Below are 25,731 nucleotides of genomic sequence, written 5' to 3'. Positions count from 1 at the left end.
GTGCGGCTCTGCCCCGATCGACTCCCGCGCGCTCCCGGAGCCACATCGAGGCGCCCCCGCACCTTCGGCGGTGGACGGTGCTAGCGTGCCGGGGTGACCGTTCCGGATGTTCGTCCTAGCTCCCCGTCCGCCACTGCCGCGATCGGGTTCGATCGCGAGAAGTACATCGAGCTGCAGTCCCGCCACATCCAGCAGCGCCGCGAGGAGATCGGCGGGAAGCTCTACCTCGAGATGGGCGGCAAGCTCTTCGACGACCACCACGCCTCCCGGGTGCTGCCCGGCTTCACGCCGGACAACAAGATCGCGATGCTCGAGCGGCTGCGGGACGAGCTCGAGATCCTCGTGTGCCTGAACGCGAAGGACCTCGAACGCCAGAAGGTCCGTGCGGATCTGGGCATCACCTACGAGGACGACATGCTGCGGCTGGTCGACGTCTTCCGCGAGCGGGGCTTCCTGGTCGAGAACGTGGTCCTCACTCAGCTGGAGGAGAAGAACCACATCGCCCACGCCTTCATCGAGCGCCTGCAGCGCCTGGGCCTCACCGTCGCACGCCACGGGGTGATCCCCGGCTATCCGCAGGACACCGCCCGGATCGTCTCCGAGCAGGGCTTCGGCGCGAACGAGTACACGATCACCAGCCGGGACCTCATCGTGGTCACCGCGCCCGGCCCGGGCTCGGGCAAGCTCGCCACCTGCCTCTCGCAGATCTACCACGACCACCAGCGCGGCATCCCCTCGGGCTACGCGAAGTTCGAGACCTTCCCGATCTGGGACCTGCCGCTCGAGCACCCGGTGAACCTCGCCTACGAGTCGGCGACGGCGGATCTCGACGACCTGAACCTCATCGACCCCTTCCACCTCGCCGCCTACGGCACCCAGGTCACGAGCTACAACCGGGACGTCGAGGTCTTCCCGCTGCTGCGCACCCTGCTCGAGAAGCTCACGGGCTCGTCCCCCTACGCCTCCCCCACCGACATGGGGGTGAACCTCGCCGGGTCCTGCATCACGGGCGACGAGGTCTGCCGGGAGGCGGCGCGCCAGGAGATCATCCGCCGCTACTACAAGGCGCTGATGCACGAGCGGATCCAGGGTGAGGACGACGTCGTCTCGCAGCGGATCGGGATGGTCATGTCGAAGGCCGGATGCTCGCCGAGCGACCGCTCGGTCGTCGAGCCGGCGCTCGCGGTCGAGGCGCGCACCGGGGAACCGGGTGCCGCGATCGAGCTGGCCGACGGCACGATCGTCACCGGCAAGACCTCTGCCCTGCTCGGCTGCTCGGCGGCGATGCTGCTGAACGCCCTGAAGCATCTGGCGGGGCTGGACGATGCGGTGCAGCTGCTCTCCCCCTCCTCGATCGAGCCGATCCAGACCCTGAAGACGGAGCACCTCGGATCGCGCAATCCGCGCCTGCACACCGATGAGGTGCTGATCGCCCTGTCGGTCTCCGCCTCGAGCGACGAGAACGCGCGGCACGCCATCGACCAGCTGCGCAGCCTGGCCGGCTGCGACGTGCACACGACGACGATCCTCGGGACGGTGGACGAGGACATCTTCCGCAACCTCGGCATCTCGGTGACCTCCGAGCCGCGCTTCCTGCGCAAGGCGCTCTACCACAAGCGCTGAGCGACGCGCCGCCCCCTCTCGCCCCTTGCGCCGCATCGGGCGAATCGGTCCAATGGTGACCGGCCCCACTCGGACAGTCGTCCATCGCTAGGGTGGGCTCGGGGTGGGGCCGTGCACGTCGATTCGAGGGGGATCACCATGCACGCCGTCCGTCGCACACTCGCCGCCGCCGCGGCACCGCTGCTGATCGCGGGCCTCGCCGCCTGCGGGAGTTCCGAGGAGCCGGCCGCCACCGAGCAGGCCCCGACCGTCGAGGAGACCGACGAGGAGAAGAGCCCGACCGAGGAGCCGGAGGAAGAGAGCCCGACGGAGGAGACGGCGGGCGACGCCGACGAGGACTCTCCGTCGGCCGAGGAGCCAGGGCGCTCCGACGAGACCGGTGACTCCGAGGGCCAGGCGTCCGACGCCCCCGAGGAGTCAGAGGGCGAGGAGTCCGGGGACTCCGACGACGCTGGGGCGGCCGGCTCCGGCATCACCTCCGTCGAGCACCTCTGGGTCGACGACTCCTGGACGCTCGAGGAGATCGACGACATCTGCGGCGAGATGGACCTCTCCCCTGCCAATTACTCCGACCAGGAGGGCTTCTTCAGCTGCGGCCCGACGGCCGCGAGCGCCCTGGCCTGCCAGGTCGAGGCCGAGAACCTCGTCTACTGCATCACGAACGCCCCGGACCGCAGCGCGATCAGCTTCGCCTCGGACAAGGCCGCGGAGGACGCCGGGAGGATGCCCGCGAACGAGGACGCCCTGCCGATCCAGGTGACGCTGCCCGGAGGCGTGACCTGCCAGCCGATCTCCCACGATCACGACCAGCACTTCGAGGACATGTTCAGCTGGTACTCCTGCGACGACGGCTCCGAGCTGCTGACCGACGAGGACATCACCAACACCTTCGCCGTCGAGGGAGAGACCTGGACTGTGCAGCGGTCCGTCGACAAGGGCGCTCCCGAGGAGGTCGTCGCCGAGACGGTCACCTTCGCCGGGACCTGACCGTTCACCGCCGGTTCCGGTGCGGGTCTGCTACGGTCCGCGCGTGCCCAGCTCGCCTATGCGGCGAGACTCTACGGACTGGTCACCGAGCTCGGCGTGACGGTCGTGATCGTCGATCCGCCGCTGAACCTCTCGCTGTTCGACCGGCAGGCTCCCGAACGGTTCACCTCGGTCGCGCCGGGGGTCGAGACCTGGCTGGTCGGAGGTCATTCGATGGGCGGGGTGCGGGCCTGCGAGCTCGCCGAGGAGGCGGGCGCCCTGAAGCTGTTCGCCTCGTACTGCGCCGCGGACATATCCACGCCGGAGAAGATCGCCGAGCACCGCGACGCCCTGCCGGGCGGAGCTGAGATGGTCGAGATCGCGGGGGCGAGCCATGCGAGTTTCGGGGACCACTGGCCGCAGAACAGCGACGGCACGCCGACCATCGACGACGCCGAGATGGACGCCGCGGTCGAGGACGCCGTCGCGGAGCTCCTCCGCTCGATGCCCTGACCTCGGCGCACGCGCTCTCCGGTCAGGGCAGCTCGATCAGCGCCTGGACCGGGGCGTGGTCGGAGGGGTAGGCACCGGACGCGTCGCGCCACACGTTGATCGCCGCCCTGCTGGTGACCAGGCCGTCGGTGGTGAGCACCCAGTCGATGCGGTCGCCGTCCTCGACCGGGTCGTCGTAGCCGGGGAAAGTCCCCCAGGCCGGGGTGACGCGCTGCGCGGCGGAGTCCCAGGTGTCGACCGTCGGCCCGTCGGTGACCAGCGTCGTGTAGGCGCCGGAGTCGTGGGCGCGGGAGTTGAAGTCGCCGGTGACGATGGTGGGGAGCTCGTCGAGCTCGCCGCCCTGGAAGAGGTCGATCATCGCGTCGGCGCTGCGGATCCGAGCCGGCTCGCTCCGATGGTCGAAGTGGGTGTTGATCATCGCGAACTCGGCTCCGGAGGCGAGGTCGCGCAGCCGCGCCCAGACCACGATGCGGGTGACGGTGTTGCCCCAGGTGGCCGAGCCGATCACGTCGGGGGTGTCGGAGAGCCAGAACTGGTCCTACTGGAGCACCTCGAGGCGGGTGCTGTCGTAGAAGATCGCGGAGTACTCGCCGGCGCTGCCGCCCTCGCGGCCGTAGCCGATGCTGCGGTGGCGCGGCAGGGCGGACTCGATCGCGGTCAGCTGCCCGTACAGGGCCTCCTGGATGCCGAGCAGGGTGGGCTTCTCCCGCTCGAGCAGCTCGACCAGCAGCGGCCGACGGGTCGGCCAGTGATCGGGGTCGCCCTCCACGGTGCCGCCGCCCGAGGAGCGGTCGTAGCGGATGTTGAAGCTCATCACGTGGAGCTCGTCTCGCTTCGCGCGGCCGATCAGCGCTCGGGAGGGGTTCTGCGCGGGTGCGGCGCCCGCCGGGGCTGCGGCCGCGGCGAGAGCGGCGCCCCCGGCGGCGGCGCCGAGGCCGGTGAGGACGGTGCGACGGGCGGGGGCGACGGCCATGGGGCTCTCCTGGGCTCGGGGTCGGGACCGCGACCGACCGTAACGCCGAATTCAGAGGTGACCAGGGGGTTCGCCCGCTTCAGGGCAGGGCTTCACCGAGTCGATGCCCGACGGCCATGGTCGTCCTGGCACCGGCGCCGTGCGGCGGATGCGCGACGGGGCGCCCGCCGAGCGGCGGACGCCCCGTCGTGGGGAAGGCGGGCAGGTGCCCGCGGCCTCAGCCGTCGAGGTTCTCGACGGCGTAGTCGGCCTCCTCCTGGGTGAACTGGTCCCCGTACTCGGAGGAGAGCTGGTCGCGGATCGCCTCGGGCGACATGTCCATCGTGTCGCGGTAGGACTTCGCGGACTCCAGGGCGTTCTGGTTCCAGTCCGCGACGATGGTGTCGATCGCGTACTGGGCCTGCTCCTCGGTGAACTGCTCGCCGTACTCGGAGGTGAGCTGGTCGTAGATGCCCTGCTTGGACATGTGCAGCGTCTCGGAGTAGGACTCCGCCGACTTCAGCGCGTTGTCGTTCCAGTCGGCCTCGAGGTTGTCGACCGCGTACTGCGCCGCCTCCTCGGAGAACTGGTCGCCGTACTCGGAGGTGAGCTGGTCGAAGATGCCCTGCTTGGACATGTGCAGCATCTCGGAGTAGGACTCCGCGCTGTTCAGCGCCGAGGTGTACTCCGCGGGGACGTCGCCCTCGGCCGGTGCCTCCTCCTCGGCGGGGGCCTCCTCCTCGGCGGGCACCTCCTCGTCGATCGCCGCCTCCTCGGGCGCTGCCTCCTCGGCGGGCGCCTCCTCCTCGGGCGCGACGGGAGCGGCCTCGGTGGTGGTCGAGGAGTCCTCGCCGTCGCCGGAGCTCGTCGCGACGATCGCGCTGCAGCCGGCGATCGCGAGCGCGATGATCGCGAGGCAGCCGCAGCCGCCGGCGATGAACCACTTGCCGCGCTTCTTCTTCTGCGGGGCCGGGGCGGGGGCGCCGGCGGGCATGCCGAACTGGGGCGCGGAGGAGGGACCGGGAGCGCCGGGCTCCGGGGACGGGGGGAGGGTGCTGTTCACAGCGGGTGTCCTCTCTGGACAGGATTCGGAGGCCCCCGGGCGCGGGGGCGCCGAGGGGTACTGCTGGGAAGAGAGGCCTGCCGCGGTGTGCGGATGCTCCGTGACCGAGTGCGTCGATCGACCGCGCGGGGCCTGCAATTTGAATCTTGCACCGGCGGTGTGACAGACGAAGTCCTGAACACCTGCAATGGAAGGCAGATCACAGGGTAACCACGATCCCCCAGGTCACAGAGAGGTCACGGCACCTCGGTCACTTCGGCGACCCGGTCAGTCCGGGGCCGGGCCGTCCCACAGCGCGGCGTAGCGCTCGGCGAGCAGCGGCCAGATCTGCCGGACGACGTCGGCCGTCGAGGTGATGCCGTCCGCACCCGCGCCGTCGAGCACGAGCTCGTGCGGGATCACGCGTCCGGCCTCGTCGGCGCGGCCCTCGGGATCCCGCAGCCGCACGGCGAGCAGCCCGTCCGTCCTCCAGCAGCCCTCGTCCTCGTCCTCGTGTCCGGAGAAGGCCCGTTCGTACAGCGGCAGCGGATCCGCGTCGGGGCCGGTGCCGTCGACGGGCAGGAAGCGGAAGCCCCAGGTCCGGCCGCGGGTCGCCCAGAGCAGGATCATCGCCTGCTCCGGCGCAGCACGCCCTCGCGCTCGGCGCGCTCGAGATCGATCTTGAAGCCCGTGAGGATCGCGGCGAGGCTCTGCTTCTTCTCGAGCGCCCGGTCGTGGACGCCCCGGAGCTTCTCCCCCGCGAGCGAGGCGGCGTCCTGGACCATGTCCTTGCTGAGCAGCGGAACCACGGTCGCGAGCGCCGTGGAGATCAGGCCGAGCCGGCCCGGGAGCCGGTGGCGGGCTCCGAACATCGCCAGCGCCATCGCCCCGGTGCCGATGGTGCCGGCGTTCTCGGCGAGCTCCCGGGCGACCTTCGCGGGGATCTCCTGCCGCCTGGCCCAGGTGACATGCCGTTCGAAGGGCAGCATCGCGGCGAGCGGGAGGATCACGTCCACCCCGATCCGCTCGCGCACGGCGATGCGTCCCGGCGTGAACCGTGCCGAGGACAGCAGCAGCGCGTCCTCCCCCACGGCGAGCGCCTCGTCGCCCACGACCATCGACTCGATCGCCTCGCGCAGCTGGCCGAGCTCGTCGGCGGCCTTCTCGAGCACGAGCGCCTTGAAGCGGTCCACGTCCATCTCCGGCAGCAGGTCCGCCTTGGACAGGGCGAGCACCCAGATGCGGGGGAAGCGCACCAGTTCCTTCCCGCCGACGAGGATCTCGTCCCGCAGCCTCACCAGGCCCGTGCGCAGCGTGTGGAAGAGCGCCTTGAGGTAGCGCTCCTCCTCACCGGCCGCGTCCTTCAGCTTCTGCCCGTCGACCATCAGCAGCGCGACGTCGGAGACGAGCAGGGCGCGGAAGGCCTCGATGCGTCGACGCTCCTCCTCAGGTCCGCTGACGGAGCGCTCGAACCACTCCCCGGGGTAGTCGTGCCACACCAGCTGCACGGCGTCGACGGGCATCGCCTTGCGCTCGGCGGCGCTGGGGGTGCTGCGCAGCGAGAGGGTGAAGCGGTAGGGCTCGGCGCGGAAGCGGTTCCCGGCGGGCACCTCGGCGGAGTTCTCCATCCGGAAGTAGTTCTTCAGCAGCCGGTCTCCCTGGGTGGTGTCGTCGGCGACGAGGTCGTAGAGCTGCGGGGCCTGCGAATCCTCCCGCCCGGCCTGGTCCTGGGCCGCGCCGTAGAACGAGGACAGCAGCACCGTCTTGCCGCTGCCGCTCTCCCCGAACACGGCGATGTGCTGCTCGAGCTTCCTGCTGCGGGGCGCGGGACGTCGCGGGGTCCGCCGGATCTTCTTCTCGCGAGCTGCCATGCCCCGAGACTAGGGGATCACCTCCGCTCGTCGGGGGTCTCCCCGACCCCTGCCGGCCGATAGCCTGGCCTCACCAGCGAGGACGCCCACGCCGCACCGAGGAGCACCATGCCGCGCACTCTTCCCGAGCAGCCGGACTTCGCCAGCGCCGCCGAGCAGGAGGTGTGGGAGCACCTGACCGAGCAGCTGCCCGCCGAGGCGGTGCTGATCACCGGGCAGCGCGTCACCGCCCGCGGCGAGGAGGTCGAGGCGGATCTGCTGGTGCTCTGGCCGGGCATCGGGATCGCAGTGATCGAGGTGAAGGGCGGACGGATCTCGCTGGAGGACGGCGCCTGGCGGCAGGCGGACCGCTCCGGCTCTCGGGAGCTCGCCCGCTCCCCCATCGATCAGGCCCAGCGCGCGAAGCACCACCTGTTGGAGTACCTCAACGGCGCCTCCTCCCGTCCGGTCGGCCGCGCCGTGCACCTCGCGGTGCTGCCCTACACGCAGCTGCCCGCGGACTGGGACCCGCCCGAGGCGCCGCGCACCCTCGCGCTGGACGCGACCGACCTGCCCCACCTCGCGGACCGGATCGTGCACGCCCTGAACTCGCAGACCCGGGACGCCTATGCCCCGCTGGACGCCGCGCAGTGCGAGCACGTCGTGAAGATGCTGCGCCGCACCCACCGCGCGATCGAGAACCACCAGCTGATCGCGAAGGAGATCGCCGACGAGGGCAACCAGCTCACCCGCGAGCAGGAGCGCGCGATCGCCCTGCTGCGCTTCCAGCACCGCGCGCAGATCATCGGCGGGGCCGGCTCCGGCAAGACCCATCTGGCGATGATCAAGGCCCGCACGCTCGCCCGGGACGGCTTCCGCACCGCGCTGCTGTGCTACTCCCGCGGCCTCGCCCGGCACTTCCAGCTGCTCGCCGCGACCTGGCCGGAGCAGGAGCGTCCCGCCTATGTGGGACTCTTCCACGACCTGCCGGTGCGCTGGGGCGCCGAGACCGAGCAGGAGTTCGACGGCTCCCCCGTCGAGTACTACGAGGAGCACCTTGCGGCCCGTCTCGCGCAGCTGGTGGAGGAGGCCCACGAGGACGAGCTCTTCGACGCGATCGTCGTCGACGAGGCGCAGGACTTCGCCGACGCCTGGTGGGAGGCGCTGCAGCCCTGCCTGCGCGACCCCGCGGAGGGCGTCCTGTTCGTGTTCGCCGACGAGCACCAGAGCGTCTTCGACCGCGAGGGCCGCGCCCCGATCACGCTGAACCCCTTCCCGCTGGACGACAACCTGCGCAGCACCCGCACGATCGCGCACGCCTTCGCGCCGCTCACCCCGGTGGAGCAGACCCCGCGCCTGCCGGCCGGCGCGCCCGTGCGCTATCTCGCCTCCTCCGCCGAGGACGCGGTCGCGACCGCCGACGACGCGGTCGAGAAGCTGATGGACGAGGGCTGGGAGCCGGGACAGATCGCCCTGCTGACCACCGGCAGCCGCCACGCGGAGCAGAGGACGCAGATCGAGCACGAGGGGTACGACGGCTACTGGGACGGGTTCTTCTCCGCGACCGACGTGTTCTACGGGCACGTGCTGGGCTTCAAGGGGCTCGAGCGTCCCGTCGTGGTGCTCGCGGTCAACGGCTTCGGCGCGGCGGAGCGGGCGCGGCAGCTGCTCTACGTGGGCCTGTCCCGGGCCCGCTCGCTGCTGGTGGTGGTCGGGGACGGCGGGGAGATCTGGGACGCGGGTGGGCCCGTGGTGTGGGAGCGGATCAGCGGGAGCCGGTGAGCCGGCGCACCACCACGAGCGTGATCACGGTCGCGAGCGCCGGCAGCACGATCCCCAGCAGCACGAAGGCGCCCGCGCTCCCGGTCCGCTCCTGCATCCAGGCGAAGTTCATGCCGAAGAACCCGGTCGCGAGCGTGAGCGGCAGGAAGATCGTCGCGACCAGGGTGAGCCGCTCGTTGACGATGGCGCCCTGCTCCGCCAGCAGATCGCCGAGCACCGTGTGGAGGCGTGCGGCGGCGGAGCCGTTCGCCTCGAACTCGACCGCGGCCCGGCGCAGCCGGTGGCGCAGCTCCTTCGGGAGCTCCTGGGAGAGCTGCTCCTCGGGGAGGCACAGCCGGTGCATCGCGGCCTGGGCCTCCTGGATGCGGAAAAGCTCCGCCCGCCTCCTGCCCAGCAGGCGCCGCTGCGCCGAGGCGGCATAGCCGTCGGCCCGGTCCTCGAACCGCTCGCTCTCGTCCTCGAACCCGTCCAGCACCTCCTCGCCGCGCCGTGCGACGGCCAGCAGCATGCCGACGACCGCCTCGCGGACGCCGTCGGCGGCCCCCGCCTCCGCGCGTACCGCCTCCAGCGCCTCCGGCGCTCCCATGACGAGCACCCCTGCGGCGGCGGCGTGGATCCGCACGGTCAGGTGCTGCGCGCCGTGGTCCGGCAGGAGCAGCACGAGCTCGAGTCGCCCGCCCGTCAGGTGCGCGAAGGGTCGACGGGCGAGCTCGTCGGTGCACGGACCCTGGATGTCCCAGCTCCGGACGGCCGCCTCGACGACCGGGTCCTGGAGGTCTCGGGCGAACGCGCACCCGGGGGTGTCCCCGAGCGCCTCGAGCGCCGCGACGGTGTCGACGACCTGCATGCGGAGGTCCTCCTCGGACTCAGAGCGAGACGATCACGAGCGTGGCCCCGAAGACGAGCCCCGAGGCGATCAGCACGATCGTGGTGTATCCGAGGATGTCACGCATCTTCAGCCCGGCGATCGCCAGCAGCGGGATCGCCCAGAAGGGCTGGATCATGTTGGTCCACTGGTCGCCGTAGGAGACGGCCATGATCGTGATCGCGGGGTCCACGCCGAGCTCCGCACCGGCGCTGAGCATGATCGGCCCCTGCACGGCGAACTGGCCGCCGCCGGAGGGGACGAAGAAGTTCACGAGCCCTGCCGCGAGCAGCGCGAACAGGCCGAAGGTGGTGGGGGTGGAGATCGAGACGAAGGCGTCGGAGAAGATCTGCACGAGCCCCGAGCCGACCATCATCCCGAGGATCCCGGCGTAGAGCGGGAACTGCAGCAGGATCTCGCCGACGTTGGAGGCGGCGTTCTTGGTGAGGTGGATCAGCTCGAAGGGGTTCCGCACCAGCAGCAGGATGAGGGCGAGGAAGGACCAGTTCACGGTGTCGAGGGTGAGGGTGCCGCCGCGGGAGAAGTGCAGCACCAGGTAGGCCACCAGCGCGAGACCGGTCAGCAGGGTGACCAGGCGGCTCGCGTCCAGCCGGTCCGCGGGGGTGACGACCTCCTCCTGGCCGTCCTCGAGCTCTTCGCGCGCGTCGATGGTCAGCTCGGCCACGCGGTCGCCGCGTCGTGGCGCGACGAGGTACAGCGCGAGCGCCACGACGATGATGGTGGCGAGGGCGGCGAGCATGTTCCAGGTCGAGAAGACGGTCTGGGACATCGGCACGGTCTGCCCGCCGAGGGAGTCCATGAGGAAGGAGCCCTCGGTCGCGGCGGTCAGCGGTCCGGAGGCCGAGTAGCCCATGTGCCACACGACGAAGCCGCCGAAGCCGGCCGCGACCAGCATCGGGAAGTGGAGCGTCAGCCCGCGCTCGCGGCCCTGGTGGGCGACCTCGCGGGCGAGCAGCCCGCCGACCACGAGCCCCAGGCCCCAGGTGATCAGCGAGGCGACCGCCGCGACGACGAACACGAAGACGTAGGCCGCGAGCTCCGTGCGCGGCACCGAGGCGAGCGCGGCGAGCAGCCTGCGGACGGGGCCGGTGTTGGCGAGGATGTGCCCCAGCAGCAGGATCAGCGCCATCTGGGTCATGAAGGCGAGGAGCCCGGCCAGTCCGTCGCCCCAGTGGACGACGAGGTCGGCGGGCGAGGTCGGGGTGAGGACCAGGCCCAGGATCGCGACGATGAAGGTCAGCACGATCGAGAACACGAGCGCCGAGGGGATGAACCTCTCGACCAGATTGTTCAGGGGGCGCATCGCCCGCGAGAGCGGGGTGCCCTCCTTGTGCGGGGTGGCGGACTCGGGCGCGCTGGGCATTGCGGCATCTCCTCCGGGGACACAGGGCCCCGCAGCACGGCGATGTGCTGGTCACGAGCCCCGTCGCGGATGTGACGCGGTCCACTGTAGGGGCGCGACCGCCTCCGACGCGGCCGGACGCGGCGGAGAGAGGCGCGAGCATGGGCGTAACCTTCGTCCGTCGCATTCGCCGGTGCGATGCCGCCCGTCGAAGGGATCGCATGTCCGCGCGCTCCGCCCCCGCCCGCGACCCCCGCCTGGACCGTCCCTGGCCCGCGCTGTGGTCGATCGTGCTGGGCTTCTTCATGATCCTGGTCGACACCACGATCGTCACGGTCGCGATCCCGCGGATGCAGGAGGACCTGGGGGCGGACCTGACCGGCCTGCTGTGGGTGACCAGCGCCTATCTGCTCGCCTACGCGGTGCCGCTGCTGATCACGGGGCGGCTCGGGGACCGGCTGGGGCTGAAGTCGGTCTATCTCGTCGGGCTCGTCGTGTTCACCGCCTCGAGCCTGTGGTGCGGGCTCGCGGGGAGCGTGAAGATGCTGATCGTGGCGCGCGTGGTGCAGGGCCTCGGTGCGGGGATGATGACCCCGCAGACCATGTCGATGATCACCCGCATGTTCTCGCCGCAGCGGCGAGGTCAGGCGATGGCCGTGTGGGGCGCGACGGCAGGGGTCGCGAGCCTCGTCGGCCCCGTCCTCGGCGGGCTGCTGGTGGACGGCCCGGGCTGGGAGTGGATCTTCTTCGTCAACGTGCCCGTCGGGGTGCTCGCGATCGCGCTGGTGCTCCGCAACGTGCCGCGCTTCCCGCGCCGCTCGCACTCCTTCGACTGGCTCGGCGTGGCGCTCTCGGCGACGGGCCTGTTCCTGCTGGTGTTCGGGATCCAGGAGGGCGACAGCTACGACTGGGGCACGATCACGGACTCCCTCGTGATCGGCCCCGTGGACACGGGCGTGCCCGTGACGGTGCCCGGGATGATCCTCGCCGGGGTGCTGGTGCTGGCGGTGTTCGTCCTCTGGCAGGCGGTGATGCGGCGCGAGCCGCTGGTGCCGCTGTCGATGTTCCGCGACCGCAACTTCTCGGTCGCGAACGTTGCGATCGCGATGATGAGCGCGACCGTGCTCAGCTTCGCGATCCCCACCACGCTGTTCTTCCAGCAGGTGCTCGGCATGTCGCCGACGCAGGCGGCGCTGATGACGGCACCCTCCGCGGTGCTCTCGCTGGTCCTCGCGCCGCTGGTCGGCCGCTGGATGACGAGCCACGACCCGCGACCGCTGGCCCTGATCGGCTTCGCCTCGCTGGCGGGCGGGCTGCTGTGGCTCTCCCTGCTGATGGACCCGGACGCCTCCGTGCTGGTCCTGCTGCTGCCGTTCGTGCTGATCGGGATCGGGAACGCCTGCATCTGGGGGCCGCTGTCCCTGACCGCGACCCGCAATCTCCCGCCCTCGCAGGCTGGCGCCGGATCCGGCGTCTACAACGAGATGCGGCAGGTCGGCTCGGTGCTCGGCTCGGCCGGCATCGCGACGCTCATGGCCGACCGGATCGCTTCCCGCCTCGGTGAGGCGACCAGGGGCCGGGGCGCTGCGCCTGCGGGCGCGGAGTCCGGAGCAGGCTCCCTGCCCCCGTTCCTGCACGCCCCGTACGCCGCGGCGATGGCCGACGCCATGTGGCTTCCCGTCGGCCTCGCCGCGGTCGGCCTCCTCGCCGCGCTCGCCATCGGCCGACCGATCGACACCGGGGTGTGGGCGAAGGACGAGTGAGAGCACTCCCCACCGCCGTCCACAGCCGGGCCCTCCCGCTCGCGGCCCGTCGGCCCCGCGGCCTAGAGTGACGGGCATGAGCACCCCTCCTCCCGTCGATGCCGTCTCCGCGCTGCGAGAAGGCGACGCCGGACGGACGGAGGAGGCGCTCGCGATCCTCTCGCGGGTCTTCGGCTACGACTCCTTCCGGGGCGAGCAGGCCGCGATCATCGACCAGGTCGCGAGCGGCGGGGACGCGGTGGTGCTGATGCCCACCGGCGGCGGCAAGTCGCTGTGCTACCAGATCCCCGCCCTGCTGCGGGAGGGCACCGGAATCGTCGTCTCGCCGCTGATCGCGCTGATGGCGGACCAGGTCGCGGCGCTCGAGGCGGTCGGCATCCGCGCCGCGTACCTCAACTCCACCCTCGAGATGCACGAGGCGCAGGCCGTCGAGCAGCAGCTGCTGGCCGGGGAGCTGGACCTGCTGTACATGGCGCCGGAGCGCCTGGTCCTCCCCCGCACCGTCCAGCTGCTGCAGCGCGCGCAGCTGGCGCTGTTCGCGATCGACGAGGCGCACTGCGTCTCCCAGTGGGGCCACGACTTCCGCCCCGACTACCTGGGCCTGTCGATGCTCGCCGACGCCTTCCCCGGCGTGCCCCGGATCGCGCTGACCGCGACCGCGACGGAGGCGACGCACCGCGAGCTCACCGAGCGCCTGCAGATGCAGCAGGCCCGGCACTTCGTCTCGAGCTTCGACCGCCCCAACATCCAGTACCGCATCGAGCCGAAGGCCTCCCCGCGCGAGCAGCTGCTGCGCCTGATCACCGCCGAGCACGAGGGCGACTCCGGGATCGTCTACTGCCTCTCGCGCAAGTCGGTGGAGACCACCGCGCAGTGGCTCGCCGACCGCGGCATCCCCGCGCTCCCCTATCACGCGGGCCTGCCGCCGGAGGTGCGCCAGGACCACCAGGAGCGTTTCCTGCGCGCCGACGGGCTGATCATGGTCGCGACGATCGCCTTCGGCATGGGGATCGACAAGCCCGACGTGCGCTTCGTGGCCCATCTCGACCTGCCCAAGTCCATCGAGGGCTACTACCAGGAGACGGGCCGCGCGGGCCGCGACGGCCTGCCCTCGACCGCGTGGATGGCCTACGGCCTCGGCGACGTGGTCAGCCAGCGGAAGTTCATCGAGGGCGGGGAGAGCTCCGAGCAGTTCAAGCGCAACGCCCGCTCGCACCTCGACGCGATGCTCGCCCTGTGCGAGACGGTCGACTGCCGACGCGTGCAGCTGCTGCGCTACTTCGGCCAGGACTCCTCCCCGTGCGGGAACTGCGACACCTGCCTGAACCCTCCGCAGACCTGGGACGCGACGGTCGCGGCGCAGAAGCTCCTCTCCGCCGTGATCCGCCTGGACCGGGAGCGCGGCCAGCGCTTCGGCTCCGGGCAGGTGGTGGACGTGCTGCTGGGCCGCGAATCCGAGCGCTCCCTGGCCTCCCGCCACCACGAGCTGAGCGTGTGGGGCATCGGCGAGGAGCTCTCGGAGAAGGAGTGGCGCACCGCGATCCGGCAGCTGCTCGCACGGGGGATCCTCGAGGCGGAGGGCGACTACGGCGTGCTCGTCCCCGGCCCGCAGGCCGGCCCCGTGCTCCGCTCCGAGGAGACCGTGCAGCTCGCCGTCGACCGCGCCCCGCAGCGCGGTGCGCGCGGCGGCGGCCGACGCGCCGGCGGCGCCTCCCGCGCCGCCGAGACCCTCGAACCCGCCCAGCGGGAGCGCTTCGAGGCGCTGCGCGCCTGGCGCACCTCGGTCGCGAAGGAGAAGCAGATCCCGCCCTACATGGTCTTCTCCGACGCGACGCTGGTCGGGATCGTGGAGACGGCGCCGCAGTCCGTCCAGCAGCTCGGCACGGTCAGCGGGGTGGGCGCGAAGAAGCTCGCCGAGTACGGAGAGGACGTGCTCGAGGCGCTCTCGGGCTCCGACGCCGGCTGAGCACCTCCCCGACTACCCTGTGGACACACGTCCACGAACGACTCCGGGGGAACCACCATGACCGCACCGACGCCGCCCCAGGGCCCTGCCCAGGGAGGGCCGCAGGGCCCTCAGCACTTCGCCCCGCCGCCGGCGGAGCCGGTCTCGCAGTCCTCCGCCCGCAAGAACCTGGTCATCGCCGGCGTGCTCGCCGGGGGCGGCTGCCTGCTGGTGATCCTGGTCGTGATCGCGCTGATCATCTACTTCGCAGTGCGCGGCGGCGACTCCGGGGGCGGCGGCGGGGAGACCGGCGCGGCGGACCTCCCCCCGGAGGAGCAGGCCACAGCGCTGGTGGCGGACTACTTCGACGCCCTGGCCGCAGGAGACGCGGCGACCGCCCTGGAGCTGAACCCGGTGAACGAGGACATGGGCGCCGCGCCGCTGCCCGTCGAGGCGTACACAGCCGCCCTCGAGGCCGCGCCGATCACCGGGGTCGAGCTCGGCACCCCGGTCATCGACGACGGCGGCCTCGCCGAGGGCGAGGTGCCGGTGACCTTCACGGTGGGTGACGAGACCGTCTCCGACACGTATCGCGTGCACGACTACGACGACGACGGCGTGATGGAGCTGACCGGCGGCCATACCATGGCCCAGGTCCCGGACGGCCTCGACGGCCTGGGACTGACGGTCAACGGCGCCGAGGTGACCGCGGGCGAGCCCATCGCCCTGATGCCCGGCGGCTACGAGGTCGCCCTCAGGGCCGAGCACTTCGCGCTGACCTCGACCGATCCGCTGCTCGTCGGCGAGCTGGCCACTTCCCTCGAGTGGCCGGAGGCGACGCTCACCGAGGAGGGGCTGACGGCCTTCCGGGGCGCGGTCGACGACGCGGTGCAGGCCTGCCTGGAGCAGACCACCCTCGAGGCCGGCTGCGGGATGACCCCGGTGCCGACGACGAGCGATGACGGCTGGACCATGGTGGAGAACACCGTGGAGCGCTCCATCTCCGAGGACACGCAGCGCACGATCGACACCATGGAGGCGACTCCCTCCTCCGACGAGCCGACCTACGTCGAGGGCACCTCGGTCGGCTCGGTCACGACCACCATCGAGTGCACCAAGGACGGCCAGAAGGGCCGGTGCGAGATGTGGCTGGGCGGCGGCATGGGCATCCCGAACGTGGACATGGCCGATCCGGAGCTGCCCGTCACCTGGAGCTGAAGGTCAGCTCACCCCGCCCGGGAACTCGGCCGGCTCGCCCGGCTGGGTGCCGGCGGTGAGGTCGATGCCGTAGTCCGAGGCGTGGCGCAGCTCGGTCCCGGCGTAGAGCCCCTCGACGCTCTCGTCGAGGCGGAACACGCGGGCGCCGCGCAGGCGGTGGTCCTCGGCCCCGCCGAGGCCGTAGGTGCCGAAGCCGGTGCCCGGCGCGTAGCCGAGCTGGATGCCGTAGTAGTCGGCGACGTAGGTGTTGATGTGGTCGTGGCCGACGAACAGACCCTTCACGTCGCCGCGCTGCAGCATCGCGGCGAACATGCCGGAGTTGAAGGGGCCGGGGCACTCGTCCTCGTTGCGCTCCCCGACGATCGAGTGCTTCTGGACCGCGCGGGCGTGATCGGCCTCGGTGCGGGAGTCGACGCTCGCGAACCACGCGAAGCGGTGCTCCCACAGGGCGATGTGCTGGAAGACCAGCCCCGGGACGAGGCCGCGATTGCGCCGCTCGAGCGCGGCGGAGGTGGAGAGATACCACTGCACCTGGTCGGGGCGCAGCCAGTCCCAGTCGGGGTAGCCCTCGAAGTCCTGCCCGGCGATCTGCTCGGGGGCGTAGCGGCCGGAGTCAAGCAGCCACAGCGCGAAGGCCTCGCCCCTGTCGCGGCGAGGCCGGATCGTGAGGACCTGATTGCCGGTGCCGGTGACGGCGGCGCCGGGGGTGTTGAGGTTGTGGGGGTACTGGCGCACGAAGTCGATGTACGCGCTCTCGTCGAGCCCCGTGACGGGGGTGGAGTCCTCGTCGTGGTTGCCGAAGGTCAGCGCCCACGGGATGCCGCGGTCCTCCATCGGCCGCACCACGTTGTTGATCGCCTGCTTCGCCTCGAGGGCGCTGGTGGGCGAGCCGTTGATGACGTCGCCGTTGATGAGGGCGAAGTCCGGCTGCACGTCGTCGAGCACCGCCTCCTGCAGCTGGATCGTGCGGCGGTCGGTGCGGGGGCCGTCCTGGGTGTCGTTGAACTGGACGACGGTGAAGGTGCCGTCCTCGCGGAAGCGGAGCCGGTTGCGCACGATGCCGTCCTTCCCTGCGGGCGCCGAGGGCGCGGCGGTCGCGGCGCCGGCCGCGCCGGCGGTGGCGAGTCCGGCCATCGCCGCGGCGGTGGAGGTGCGCAGCAGGCCGCGCCGGGACGGGGACAGGGGCGAGGGGGTCATGGGGTGCCTTGTCTCGGGGAGGGATGAGGGCTCTCCTACCGAACCCCTCCGGCATGACGTCCTTCCCCCGGCTCCGGGACGCGGGTCTGAACGTCGGGTGAACTCGCCCGGCCCTCCTCCTCAGCTCTCCGCGCGCCCGCTCCCCCATTCCTGCGCGTACGCCTCGCGCCGCCGCGCCTGCTCGGCCGGGTCCGGGACGGGCAGGGAGGCGATGAGGCGGCGTGTGTACGGGTGCTGGGGCCGCTGCAGCACGTCCGATCCGTGCCCCTCCTCGACGAGCTCGCCGCGGTAGAGCACCCCGATGCGGTGGGCGAGGGAGTCGACGACGGCGAGGTCGTGGCTGATGAACAGCGCCGCGAAGCCGAGCCGCTGCTGCAGCTCGCGGAACAGGGCCAGCACGGTCGCCTGCACGGAGACGTCCAGGGCGCTGGTCGGCTCGTCGGCGACGAGCAGCTCGGGGCCGAGGACGAGCGCGCGGGCGAGGGAGACCCGCTGGCGCTGCCCGCCGGAGAGCTCGTGGGGGTAGCGCCGTGCGTAGTCGCCCGGCAGCTCCACCGCCTCGAGCAGCTCGCGCACGCGGCGGCCGCGCTCGGCGGCGTCGAGCTGCTGCTCGTGGACGACGAGCGGCTCGGCGATGCACTGCTCGATCGTCAGGTGCGGGTTGAAGGAGGTGGCGGGGTCCTGGAAGACGAAGCCGATCCGCCGCCGCAGCGGGGTGAAGCTCCGCTCCCGCATCCCGCGCATCTCGTGGCCGAGCACCGTGAGGCTCCCGCCGGTGGTGCGCTCGAGCCCCGCGATGGCGCGGCCGATGGTGGTCTTGCCGGAGCCGGACTCCCCCACCAGGCCGTACACCTCGCCGCGGCGGATGGTGAGGTCCACGCCCTTGACGGCGCGGAAGGGGGCGCGGCCCAGCCGGCCCGGGTACTCGACGACGAGGTCGCGGGCGATAACGAGCGGCTCCGCCTCCTCGAGCGCCTGCTGCGCGGCGGGCTCGAGCGCGCTCCAGGCGGAGTCCCGGCCCAGGTGCGGCACGGCGGCGAGCAGCTTCTGCGTGTACTCCTCGCGGGGGTTCGCGAAGAGCTCCGTCGCCGTGGCCCGCTCGACGACGCGGCCGTGGTGCATCACGGCGACGGAGTCGGCGAGATCCGCGACCACGCCCATGTTGTGGGTGATCAGGATGATCGAGGTGCCGAAGCTGTCGCGCACGTCGCGCAGCAGGTCGAGGATCTCGGCCTGGACGGTGACGTCGAGGGCGGTGGTGGGGCCCTCCAGGAGGCCGGTCGGCATCAGGGGTGGTGATGCCGTGCAGGGGACGGGCGGGGATGTGATCCAGCGCACCCGCACAGGGGTGGCCCGCACAGTACCCCTCCCCCAGGGGCGGCCGCGGCGGGTTCGCCCGCAGAGCGCTCACGGTGACCGAACTGTGATCTGCGACGCTGCCCGATCGGGCGGTCGGCTCAGCCCTCGCCCCACCAGCGCAGCACCCGCAGCGCCTGCAGGGTCAGCCACGGCGAGGGCTCCCCCACCGGGACGTCGACCTCGAACCAGACCGCACCGGGCAGTCGGTGCTGCTGGAGCCAGGTGCCGTCCTCCTGCTGCGCGTCGAGGACGGACCGGGCGGCGTCGGCCATCCGCGGATCGCGCAGATCCCGCTCGCGGAAGTGGTCGAGCGCCCGCAGCGCGGAGTAGATGTGCCGCGGCGGGTACAGGAAGTGCTCCACCCAGGGGCCGACGATCTCCCCGGTGCTCTCCCGGCGCATGAGACGCCGCCGCAGGAGGTACTCCTCCGCCTCGCCCCTCGCGGCGCGCAGCACGGGCGAGCCGCCGGTGGCCTGCTCGTGCACGTGCAGGGCCCGCAGCACGTTCAGGGTCGAGTGGAAGCTCGCGCGCCTCGAGCCGTCCTCCCACTCGCAGTTCCAGCCGCCCTCGTCCATGCGGTGGGCGACGAACCAGCGGGGCAGGGCGGAGACGTCGGCTCCGAGCCAGAGGCCGTTGGCCAGCGTCATCGCGTTGATGCAGCAGTCCACCTCGCCGCCCCAGTAGGGCAGAGAGGGGTCGTGCTCCCAGTGCGCGTGCTCGGCGAGCTTCGCGACGGTGTCGCGGTCGACGAGCGGGGCGGGGTCCATGCCCCATTCGCGCAGCGTGGTGAGGGACCAGGTGGTCGCGGTCCAGGGCTGGCCGGGCAGCTCGAGGTTCTCGGGGTCGTCGAAGAACCCGGCGGGGAAGAACGCGCCCCCGGCCCACAGCCCGGTCTCCGGGTCCTGGTGGTCCAGCAGCCTCGCCCCGAAGCCCTCGTGGGGGATGCGCGCGCGGGTCGCCTCCCACACCTCGGGCGGCTGGTCCAGCAGATCGCGCTCGACCTGCCAGCGCAGGGAGGGGTCGGTGTCGAGGAGCCAGGAGACGACGTCGGTGGGAGCCACCCTGGGATCCTCCCCGCGAACCGCGGCGCGGGCAACCCCGCCCGCCGCCTGGTCTGCGCTCATGCTTCGCCCCGTCTCGGCCGGGATCATCTCCGGTCTCGTCGCGTTCACGAGCTCCTTCGTCGTCGTCCTCGCGGGTCTCGAGGCGGTCGGCGCCTCGCCCGCGCAGGCGGCGAGCGGACTGCTCGCGGTGAGCGTGCTGATGGGGCTGTGTTCGATGCTGCTGTCGCTGCGCACCCGTCTGCCGATCACGGTGGCCTGGTCCACCCCGGGCGCGGCGCTGCTCGCGGCGACGGGCGCGGTGGACGGCGGCTGGCCCGCCGCGGTCGGTGCGTTCGTGCTGGTCGGGGTGCTGATCGTGCTGACGGGGCTGGTGCCCGCCCTCGGCGCCCTGATGGCCCGGATCCCGACCCCGATCGCGCAGGCGATGCTCGCCGGGGTGCTGTTCCAGCTGCGCCTGGGCCCGGTGCTCGGCGTGGCGGCTAATCCGCTCGCGGTGGCGCCGGTGATCGTGGTGTGGGCGCTCGCGCAGCGGCTCTCACCGCGCTGGGCCTCCCCGCTCGCGTTCCTCGCCGCGAGCGTCGTGATCGTCGTGTCCCTGACGGCGGCGCCCTCCCCGTCGGCCGCTCCCCCGCTGCTCCCGGCGGTGGAGCTCACCGTCCCGACGCTGACCGTCGGCGCGGGCGTGGGGGTCGCGCTCCCGCTGTACCTGGTGACGATGGCGGCGCAGAACGTGCCGGGGGTGGCGGTGATGCGGAGCCTCGGATACGAGGTGCCGTGGCGGGCGTCGATGGTGACCACCGGTCTGGGCACGATGATCGGCGCGCCGATCGGCGGGCACGGCGTGAACCTCGCGGCGATCACGGCCGCCCTCGCGGCCGGGCCGGAGGCCGGGGAGGATCGGCAGCGGCGCTGGATCGCCTCGACCGCCTCGGGCGTGGTGCTGGTGCTGTGCGGTCTCGGCGCGACCGCCTTCGCACAGCTGATCGCGCTCGCCCCGGAGGGTGTGATCCCGGCGGTGGCGGGGCTCGCGCTGCTGGGCACCTTCGTGGCCTCGCTGCGCTCCGCGCTCGCGGAGCCCGAGGAGCAGCTCCCCGCCGGGGTGACGGTGCTGATCGCCGCCTCGGGCATCGCGGTGGCGGGGATCAGCGCGGCGTTCTGGGCGCTGCTGGTCGGGCTCGCGCTGGGGGCGCTGCTGCGGGCGGGGCGCCGGACGGGCTCAGCTCACAGCGGGTAGGGGCTCACAGCGGGTAGGGGCCGAAGCGGGACCAGGCCACCACCACCGACCCGAGCGCCAGGAGCATCGAGGGGAGCATGGCGCGGAACGGGTCGCCGCGTCGGGCGTGCACGAGCGCGGCGAAGACCATGGTGATCGCGAGGCCGGCGGCTGCCAGCGGCACCAGGACCGTGGCGATGCCGGTGAGGGCGGGGACGACGAGGCCGAGCGCGCCGAGGATCTCCAGGGCCCCGATCCCCTGGATGACGCTGTGGGGGAAGTCCTCGGCGTAGGGGGTCTTCTCTATCTGCTGCTCGCGCGGTGCGAGGAGCTTCATCGCGCCGCTGGCCACGAAGACCGCGGCGAGGGCGAAGGCGAGGATCCACAGGAACGTGTTCATCGGACGACCTCCTTGTCCCGGGCACCCCAGTATCCCCCTCTCCGCCTCCTGCTGTCAGGAGAGTGCGGCGAAGTGCTGCACGACGGTGCGCACGAGGGAGCCCGTCCTCGCCCGCTCCGCCTCCAGGACGGGCAGGTCACGGGCGGTCAGCGCCGCGGAGGTCACGGGGCCGACGCTCGCGAGCACCAGCGCGCCCGCTCGGGCGCGCTCCCTCACCGCGTCCAGGGTCCCGGCCCGTGCGGCGGCGTCGAGCCAGCCGGTCGCGCCGGGCGCGGAGGTGAACAGCACGGCGTCGGCCCCTCCGGCGCCGGCGAGCTCGACCGCGCGGGTGAGGGCGGCGGGATCCGACGGCGGCCCCCAGCGGTAGACGGTCAGGCTGATCACCTCGGCGCCGTGCGCGGTGAGCAGCTCGTCGAGCCCGTCGTCGCCGGAGCCGTGGTGCTGGACGGCGATCCGCAGACCGTCCACCCCCGTGCGCAGCAGCTCCTCGCCGAGCTCGGCCGCGGTCTCGGAGGCCGCGACGTAGACGCTGTCCAGCCCCGCCCCGCGCACCGCGCCGTGGGCCTTGGTGCCGCGGGAGTGGATGCGGGAGGCGCCGAGCGCCGCGCGGAGGTCCTCGCCGAGCCCGGCGGCGTCGGCCGCCTCGAGCCAGCCGCGCATCCCGACGCCGGTGAGGACGACGGTCGCGTCCGGCGGCGCGGCGACCAGCGAGCGGGTGCGCTCGAGCAGCGTGTCGTCGTCGACGTGCGGGATCGTGGACATCGCGGCGGCGGGCACGACGCGGGCGCCGTGCCGTTCGAGGGCGGCGGCGAGCTCCTCGGAGCGCCGGTCCACGGCGGTGATGACGGTGCGTCCGGCCAGGGCGTCGGAGAGCAGGGTCGTCATGTCGCGCCGGTCCCCCGTCAGTCCTTGGCGCGCACGAGGCGCTCGTGCCCGGTCTCCTCGAGCACGGCGATGTCGGAGTTCGCCTTGAGGAACTCGGAGAAGGAGCGGTAGCCGAGGGCCTTCTCGCTGAAGGAGGGGTCCATGCGGCGCATGTGGGACTTCACGGCCGAGCTGTGCAGCCATTCGCTGTCGCCGCGGCCACCGAGCTGGAGGGCGCGCTCGAGCAGGCGGGTGGCCGACTCGCGGGGGTCCTCCTCGCCCTCGTCCTCGTCCTCGAGCGTGTCGTCGAGGCGGTCCTCGATCTCCTGCGAGGCGGTGCTCGCGCTGCTGTCGACGCCGCTGTGCCGGCTGCGGCCGCCGCGGCGCGAGCCGGAGCCGCCGCTGTTCTCGGTGCTCTCGGCGCTGGTGGAGCTCTCGGTGTTCTCGGTGCTCTCTGCGCCGTCGGTGCCGTCCGTGCTGTCGGCGCCGCCCTGGCCGCGCCGGCTGCGGGAGCGCGAGGTCCCGCGTCCCTCCTCGTCCCCGCCGCCGAGGCGCCGGGAGCGGGAGCGTGCGGGGGCGGAGGGCCGCTCGACGCCGGGGAGGTTCTCGTAGGACTCGAACTCGTCGCAGGCGGCGGCGAGGGACTTCGCGGTGGAGCCGGCGACGCCGAGCGCGATCACGTAGCGGCCGAGGCGGCGGCAGCGCTGGGCGAGGGGGACGTAGTCGGAGTCCCCGGCGACGATCACGACGTGGGTGAGGTCGGGCAGGAGGTAGAGGTCTTCGACGGTGTCGACGGCGAGGCGGATGTCGGCGCCGTTCTTGGCGTAGGCCGCGGCGGGGAACAGCTGGACGAGGTCGACGGCACGGGCCACGAGCTGGCTGCGGTAGACGGCGTTGACCGGCGAGGACCAGTCCGCGTAGGCGCGGGTGAGGGTGAGGGACCCGAAGGAGGCGGCGAAGTCGATCACGGCGCCGACGTCGACGGTCGCCTTCGCGAGCCGCTCGGCGATCTCGGGCTCGGTGGGGTCCTCCGCGATGCGGTGGCGGTCGCGGCTGTACGCCTGCCGTCCGTGCACCCGGTCGTACCAGGACATGACGATGTTGTCGAAATCGAGATATACCGCGACGCGGGGATCCTGTGGGTCAGCCATGCCCCCAGTCTGCCTGGTCGCGGGGAGGACGCGCGAACTGCGGGGTGCGCCGCGGCGGGTGGACGACGGGAGGACACGAGAACGGAGGGCGGGAAGATGCGCAAGCGGGGGCCGTTGCGCGCGACCCGACGAGAGGCCGCGCAATATCGCGGGGCACCTTCCCGCGCCACTCGACAACTATTCCCCGAAAGAGATCAAGTACATTTTACAATGGGACCTCGAGAGCGATTCCGCCTAATGCACGCTGAAGGAACAACAAGAAGACTCGATCCACGCCCCCACACGACACGCCCTGCACCCCACCCCGACGGACGACGGACTCCCAGCTCAGAATGTGGATGACGCCCCCGATCCCCCTCCCCGCGCGCGACCTCCCCTCCCCACACCTCACTCGTCCACACCCGCACACACCATTCTGTGGATACCCCCAGGAAACATCCGAAACTCATCCACACACCTTTCTTCTGTCACACCGACGCCGTAGTCTCGAGATATTCCAGGCCGACGGAGGAGGTGGGGACATGAGCACCGCGACGAGCACGCCGGCGAGCGCCGGCGACGACGACATCGACGGCACCGCCCTCGACCCGGCCGCCCTCGCCTTCCTCGACTCCCTCCCCTCGCGTCTGCGCGTCGTCCGGGCCCGCGCGGCGCGCACGCGGGAGGACCTCCCCGCACGCTCGGGCTGCGAGGAGGACATGCGGCTCGGCGAGGCGGCCCAGCGGGTCTGGGACGCCGAGACGGCGAGCGCCCGCGCCCTGGCCGCGCGCCTCCGCGCCCTCGCCGTGCTGATCGAGTCCGAGGGTGGGGACTGCGCGGACGACGTGGACACCCTCCGCGCCGCGATGGCGCTGCGGGTGACGCACGGCGTCGCGCAGCGGGAGCTCCTGGCGGCGCACCGCGCGGTGGACCAGCTGCCGCGCACGCTCGCACGCCTGGAGGCGGGTGCGCTGCCCAGCTGGTGGTTCCAGAAAGTGCTGCGCGAGTCGGAGGATCTCGGCGACGAGTCCCGGAGGCTGCTGGATGCGGCGCTCACCGCCTGGCCCGCCGACATCCCCGTCGAGCGCTTCCTCACTCTGCTGCGCGCGCTGGTGAGGCTGCTCGCCGAGCGCGAGCAGGACCCGTCAGCTCCGGCGGAGGCTCTGCCGCGCGAGGTCGAGCTCACCCCCGACGGGCGCGCCGGGACCGGAGCGGCGTCGCTGCGCGGGCCGATCCCAGAGATCCTCGCGTTCTGGAAGCGTCTGGACGAGACCGCGCATGCGATCCAGGCCGCACAGCGCAGCGCCCTGCGGGAGGGGACCGAGATCCCCTATGACCTCGACGGCATCGCGAGCGCGACCCAGCGCCCCGTGCCGCTCGACCGGCTCCGCTACGACCTGATGCTGAACGCCGAGTTCGACACCGACGGCGTGAGGGTGCCCGCGCCGCGCTTCCGCCTGAACGTCACCGTGCCGGTGTTCACCCTGCTGGGCCTCTCCGACGCCCCCGGCATGCTCGAGGGCACGATCCCGCTCCCTCCTGCGGTCGCGCGCGAGATCGCGGGCGGCGAGAGCGTCTGGTATCGGATCCTCACCGATGCGTGCACGGGCGCCTTCCTGCCGCTGCCCCCGGACCGATATCCGCCGACACAGGCCATGCTCGAGAATCTCCGCCTGCGCAGCTCGACCTGTGCGGTCCCCGGCTGCACGCGACCGGTCTCCTGGGCCTCCGAGGCCGACCACATCGAGGAGTTCGTCCACACCGACCCCGCCCGAGGTGGTCGCACCGAGCTCGAGAACCTCCACCTGCTGTGCTGGCAGCACCATCAGGCGAAGACCGCCGGCGATCTCGACCCGACCAGGCTCCCCGTCCCGGCCAGCGGGCCGGAGCCCGGTGAGGGACTCGGCCCGGGACGCACCCGGTGGCGGATCGGCACCCGCGGCGAGCAGGTCATCACGGCCGACGACATCGACCTCGGCACACGACTCGCCGTCGAGGACCTCGACCGCGCCTGGCGGGCCTTCGTCGACCGCCGGACGGCGTCGTCGCCACCGCCGGCTCAGACACCACCTCCTCCGCCACCTCCTCCGCCGACGTCGCCGGCGAGATCGCCGATTCCGAAGGGGCCTCCCGCCCTGGGCGAGCCGGCTGCGCGAGATGAGGAGCCCGGCAGTTCTCCCTACGAGGATCCGCCACCCTTCTGACCTGCGGCGCCACGTCCGGACGCGGGTGACCGCTGCACCGCGCTCAGTCTCGCGGCCCCTGGATCGTCAGCGACCGGCGACGCCGGTGCACGGTGAGGTACTCCAGTCCGTCCTCCTCCGCCCGGAACCCGCGCACCGTGCGGCGGGGCAGCAGCGCGACGTCCCCGGCGCGCAGCGGCTCCTCGCCGTCCTCCGTCGTGAGCACGCCCTCGCCGCGCACCACGTGCACGAGCGTGTCCACCTCGGCGCCGATGTGGGCGGGGATCTCCTCCCCGGCGGGCAGTCGGATCAGGTTGGAGTCCAGCTCGCGCTCGGGCACGGCGATGGACCAGACGGCGCCGCGGCGCGGCTGTTCGGGCTGCTCCGCGGTGTTGGTGAGGATCGGCATGTCGCACCCTTCCTGCTCTCGATGTCGCCT

22 protein-coding genes and 1 pseudogene are annotated in these 25,731 nt (G+C 72.3%); 9 read left to right on the top strand and 14 right to left on the bottom strand.

All coding sequences use genetic code 11. The annotated features are described in order from the left end of the window. Positions 1 to 93: 93 nt before the first annotated feature. The 3 genes from DS079_RS04575 to DS079_RS04565 all read left to right on the top strand — a co-directional run bounded on the left by DS079_RS04575 (position 94) and on the right by DS079_RS04565 (position 3,102). Positions 94 to 1,623 (top strand): DUF1846 domain-containing protein, encoded by a 1,530-nt coding sequence (locus DS079_RS04575; RefSeq protein ID WP_126985264.1) that lies wholly within the window; start codon positions 94 to 96, stop codon positions 1,621 to 1,623. 138 nt (positions 1,624 to 1,761) lie between these two features. Further along, complete coding sequence (locus DS079_RS04570) at positions 1,762 to 2,610, top strand: hypothetical protein (RefSeq protein WP_126985262.1); 849 nt, start codon at positions 1,762 to 1,764, stop codon at positions 2,608 to 2,610. A gap of 27 nt (positions 2,611 to 2,637) precedes the next feature. Beyond that, on the top strand, positions 2,638 to 3,102 hold the full coding sequence (locus DS079_RS04565) for an alpha/beta hydrolase (RefSeq protein WP_309298672.1): 465 nt from the start codon (positions 2,638 to 2,640) through the stop codon (positions 3,100 to 3,102). 22 nt (positions 3,103 to 3,124) lie between these two features. On the opposite strand, the gene DS079_RS17350 is transcribed toward DS079_RS04565, so the two are convergent. From DS079_RS17350 to DS079_RS04545, 5 genes are all read right to left on the bottom strand, one after another. Next, positions 3,125 to 3,610 carry an endonuclease/exonuclease/phosphatase family protein gene (locus DS079_RS17350; protein ID WP_241237546.1) on the bottom strand — a complete coding sequence of 162 codons (486 nt, stop codon included), beginning with the start codon at positions 3,608 to 3,610 and terminating at the stop codon, positions 3,125 to 3,127. A 30-nt stretch (positions 3,611 to 3,640) separates the two neighbouring features. Beyond that, complete coding sequence (locus DS079_RS17345; protein ID WP_241237545.1) at positions 3,641 to 4,075, bottom strand: exonuclease/endonuclease/phosphatase family protein; 435 nt, start codon at positions 4,073 to 4,075, stop codon at positions 3,641 to 3,643. A 217-nt stretch (positions 4,076 to 4,292) separates the two neighbouring features. Further along, positions 4,293 to 5,117, bottom strand: a complete 825-nt coding sequence (locus tag DS079_RS04555; RefSeq protein ID WP_126985260.1) for an Ltp family lipoprotein — start codon at positions 5,115 to 5,117, stop codon at positions 4,293 to 4,295. A gap of 267 nt (positions 5,118 to 5,384) precedes the next feature. Beyond that, positions 5,385 to 5,726 (bottom strand): hypothetical protein, encoded by a 342-nt coding sequence (locus DS079_RS04550; protein ID WP_053916659.1) that lies wholly within the window; start codon positions 5,724 to 5,726, stop codon positions 5,385 to 5,387. Continuing rightward, on the bottom strand, positions 5,723 to 6,967 hold the full coding sequence (locus tag DS079_RS04545) for a TRAFAC clade GTPase domain-containing protein (protein ID WP_126985258.1): 1,245 nt from the start codon (positions 6,965 to 6,967) through the stop codon (positions 5,723 to 5,725). The genes DS079_RS04550 and DS079_RS04545 overlap by 4 nt, the downstream gene beginning before the upstream one ends. Positions 6,968 to 7,075: 108 nt before the next feature. Between DS079_RS04545 and DS079_RS04540 the strand changes: the two genes are divergently transcribed. Beyond that, positions 7,076 to 8,728, top strand: a complete 1,653-nt coding sequence (locus DS079_RS04540) for a nuclease-related domain-containing DEAD/DEAH box helicase (protein ID WP_126985256.1) — start codon at positions 7,076 to 7,078, stop codon at positions 8,726 to 8,728. Here DS079_RS04540 and DS079_RS04535 read toward each other — a convergent pair. Further along, entirely contained in the window at positions 8,712 to 9,575 is an 864-nt protein-coding gene (locus DS079_RS04535; RefSeq protein WP_126985254.1) for a CorA family divalent cation transporter, read from the bottom strand. The genes DS079_RS04540 and DS079_RS04535 overlap by 17 nt on opposite strands. Before the next feature lie 19 nt (positions 9,576 to 9,594). Then, a complete protein-coding gene (locus DS079_RS04530; RefSeq protein WP_241237544.1) occupies positions 9,595 to 10,977 on the bottom strand; it encodes a short-chain fatty acid transporter in 1,383 nt (460 codons plus the stop codon). Between the two features lie 200 nt (positions 10,978 to 11,177). Here DS079_RS04530 and DS079_RS04525 point away from each other — a divergent pair, with 200 nt between their 5' ends. The 3 genes from DS079_RS04525 to DS079_RS04515 all read left to right on the top strand — a co-directional run bounded on the left by DS079_RS04525 (position 11,178) and on the right by DS079_RS04515 (position 15,882). Next, a complete protein-coding gene (locus DS079_RS04525; RefSeq protein ID WP_126985252.1) occupies positions 11,178 to 12,719 on the top strand; it encodes a DHA2 family efflux MFS transporter permease subunit in 1,542 nt (513 codons plus the stop codon). 76 nt (positions 12,720 to 12,795) lie between these two features. After that, positions 12,796 to 14,685 carry a DNA helicase RecQ gene (gene recQ / locus DS079_RS04520; protein ID WP_126985250.1) on the top strand — a complete coding sequence of 630 codons (1,890 nt, stop codon included), beginning with the start codon at positions 12,796 to 12,798 and terminating at the stop codon, positions 14,683 to 14,685. 57 nt (positions 14,686 to 14,742) lie between these two features. Then, the gene (locus DS079_RS04515) at positions 14,743 to 15,882 is read left to right on the top strand and encodes a hypothetical protein (protein WP_126985248.1); all 1,140 of its coding nucleotides are present in this window, start codon (positions 14,743 to 14,745) and stop codon (positions 15,880 to 15,882) included. A gap of 3 nt (positions 15,883 to 15,885) precedes the next feature. On the opposite strand, the gene DS079_RS04510 is transcribed toward DS079_RS04515, so the two are convergent. The 3 genes and pseudogenes from DS079_RS04510 to DS079_RS04500 all read right to left on the bottom strand — a co-directional run bounded on the left by DS079_RS04510 (position 15,886) and on the right by DS079_RS04500 (position 19,499). Continuing rightward, positions 15,886 to 17,079 (bottom strand): metallophosphoesterase family protein, encoded by a 1,194-nt coding sequence (locus DS079_RS04510; protein ID WP_126985246.1) that lies wholly within the window; start codon positions 17,077 to 17,079, stop codon positions 15,886 to 15,888. Positions 17,080 to 17,199: 120 nt separating this feature from the next. Continuing rightward, positions 17,200 to 18,342 (bottom strand): annotated as a pseudogene (locus DS079_RS04505) (ATP-binding cassette domain-containing protein); the annotation flags it as partial. 194 nt (positions 18,343 to 18,536) lie between these two features. Continuing rightward, a complete protein-coding gene (locus DS079_RS04500) occupies positions 18,537 to 19,499 on the bottom strand; it encodes a squalene cyclase (protein WP_126985244.1) in 963 nt (320 codons plus the stop codon). A gap of 61 nt (positions 19,500 to 19,560) precedes the next feature. On the opposite strand from DS079_RS04500, the gene DS079_RS04495 reads away from it, so the two are divergent. Then, complete coding sequence (locus DS079_RS04495) at positions 19,561 to 20,736, top strand: benzoate/H(+) symporter BenE family transporter (RefSeq protein ID WP_126985242.1); 1,176 nt, start codon at positions 19,561 to 19,563, stop codon at positions 20,734 to 20,736. 4 nt (positions 20,737 to 20,740) lie between these two features. Here DS079_RS04495 and DS079_RS04490 read toward each other — a convergent pair whose 3' ends face one another. From DS079_RS04490 to DS079_RS04480, 3 genes are read right to left on the bottom strand one after another with little or no spacing between them, the layout of a single operon-like run. Next, a complete protein-coding gene (locus DS079_RS04490; RefSeq protein WP_126985240.1) occupies positions 20,741 to 21,115 on the bottom strand; it encodes a DoxX family protein in 375 nt (124 codons plus the stop codon). Positions 21,116 to 21,169: 54 nt separating this feature from the next. Beyond that, entirely contained in the window at positions 21,170 to 22,000 is an 831-nt protein-coding gene (locus tag DS079_RS04485; RefSeq protein WP_126985238.1) for a uroporphyrinogen-III synthase, read from the bottom strand. Positions 22,001 to 22,017: 17 nt separating this feature from the next. Beyond that, positions 22,018 to 23,130 (bottom strand): NYN domain-containing protein, encoded by a 1,113-nt coding sequence (locus DS079_RS04480; protein WP_126985236.1) that lies wholly within the window; start codon positions 23,128 to 23,130, stop codon positions 22,018 to 22,020. 521 nt (positions 23,131 to 23,651) lie between these two features. Between DS079_RS04480 and DS079_RS17025 the strand changes: the two genes are divergently transcribed. Beyond that, complete coding sequence (locus tag DS079_RS17025; RefSeq protein WP_164736106.1) at positions 23,652 to 25,313, top strand: HNH endonuclease signature motif containing protein; 1,662 nt, start codon at positions 23,652 to 23,654, stop codon at positions 25,311 to 25,313. Positions 25,314 to 25,356: 43 nt separating this feature from the next. Here the strand turns inward: DS079_RS17025 and DS079_RS04470 are convergent, their stop codons facing one another. Beyond that, complete coding sequence (locus DS079_RS04470) at positions 25,357 to 25,701, bottom strand: cupin domain-containing protein (RefSeq protein ID WP_126985234.1); 345 nt, start codon at positions 25,699 to 25,701, stop codon at positions 25,357 to 25,359. Positions 25,702 to 25,731: the final 30 nt, after the last annotated feature.

Source organism: Brachybacterium paraconglomeratum, assembly GCF_003994255.1.
GTDB classification, from domain to species: Bacteria; Actinomycetota; Actinomycetes; order Actinomycetales; family Dermabacteraceae; genus Brachybacterium; species Brachybacterium conglomeratum.
Note: the sequence above shows the minus strand (reverse complement) of the source record. Positions and strands in the feature narration are given on the sequence as shown.

Coding starts and splice junctions, on each gene's coding strand:
- DS079_RS04485 (WP_126985238.1), bottom strand. CDS start 22,000: ATGACGACCCTGCTCTCCGACGCCCTGGCCGGACGCACCGTCATCACC.
- DS079_RS04510 (WP_126985246.1), bottom strand. CDS start 17,079: ATGACCCCCTCGCCCCTGTCCCCGTCCCGGCGCGGCCTGCTGCGCACC.
- recQ (WP_126985250.1), top strand. CDS start 12,796: ATGAGCACCCCTCCTCCCGTCGATGCCGTCTCCGCGCTGCGAGAAGGC.
- DS079_RS04540 (WP_126985256.1), top strand. CDS start 7,076: ATGCCGCGCACTCTTCCCGAGCAGCCGGACTTCGCCAGCGCCGCCGAG.
- DS079_RS04495 (WP_126985242.1), top strand. CDS start 19,561: ATGCTTCGCCCCGTCTCGGCCGGGATCATCTCCGGTCTCGTCGCGTTC.
- DS079_RS04550 (WP_053916659.1), bottom strand. CDS start 5,726: ATGATCCTGCTCTGGGCGACCCGCGGCCGGACCTGGGGCTTCCGCTTC.
- DS079_RS04515 (WP_126985248.1), top strand. CDS start 14,743: ATGACCGCACCGACGCCGCCCCAGGGCCCTGCCCAGGGAGGGCCGCAG.
- DS079_RS04545 (WP_126985258.1), bottom strand. CDS start 6,967: ATGGCAGCTCGCGAGAAGAAGATCCGGCGGACCCCGCGACGTCCCGCG.
- DS079_RS04530 (WP_241237544.1), bottom strand. CDS start 10,977: ATGCCCAGCGCGCCCGAGTCCGCCACCCCGCACAAGGAGGGCACCCCG.
- DS079_RS04470 (WP_126985234.1), bottom strand. CDS start 25,701: ATGCCGATCCTCACCAACACCGCGGAGCAGCCCGAACAGCCGCGCCGC.
- DS079_RS17345 (WP_241237545.1), bottom strand. CDS start 4,075: ATGGCCGTCGCCCCCGCCCGTCGCACCGTCCTCACCGGCCTCGGCGCC.
- DS079_RS04570 (WP_126985262.1), top strand. CDS start 1,762: ATGCACGCCGTCCGTCGCACACTCGCCGCCGCCGCGGCACCGCTGCTG.
- DS079_RS17025 (WP_164736106.1), top strand. CDS start 23,652: ATGAGCACCGCGACGAGCACGCCGGCGAGCGCCGGCGACGACGACATC.
- DS079_RS04535 (WP_126985254.1), bottom strand. CDS start 9,575: ATGCAGGTCGTCGACACCGTCGCGGCGCTCGAGGCGCTCGGGGACACC.
- DS079_RS04480 (WP_126985236.1), bottom strand. CDS start 23,130: ATGGCTGACCCACAGGATCCCCGCGTCGCGGTATATCTCGATTTCGAC.
- DS079_RS04490 (WP_126985240.1), bottom strand. CDS start 21,115: ATGAACACGTTCCTGTGGATCCTCGCCTTCGCCCTCGCCGCGGTCTTC.
- DS079_RS04525 (WP_126985252.1), top strand. CDS start 11,178: ATGTCCGCGCGCTCCGCCCCCGCCCGCGACCCCCGCCTGGACCGTCCC.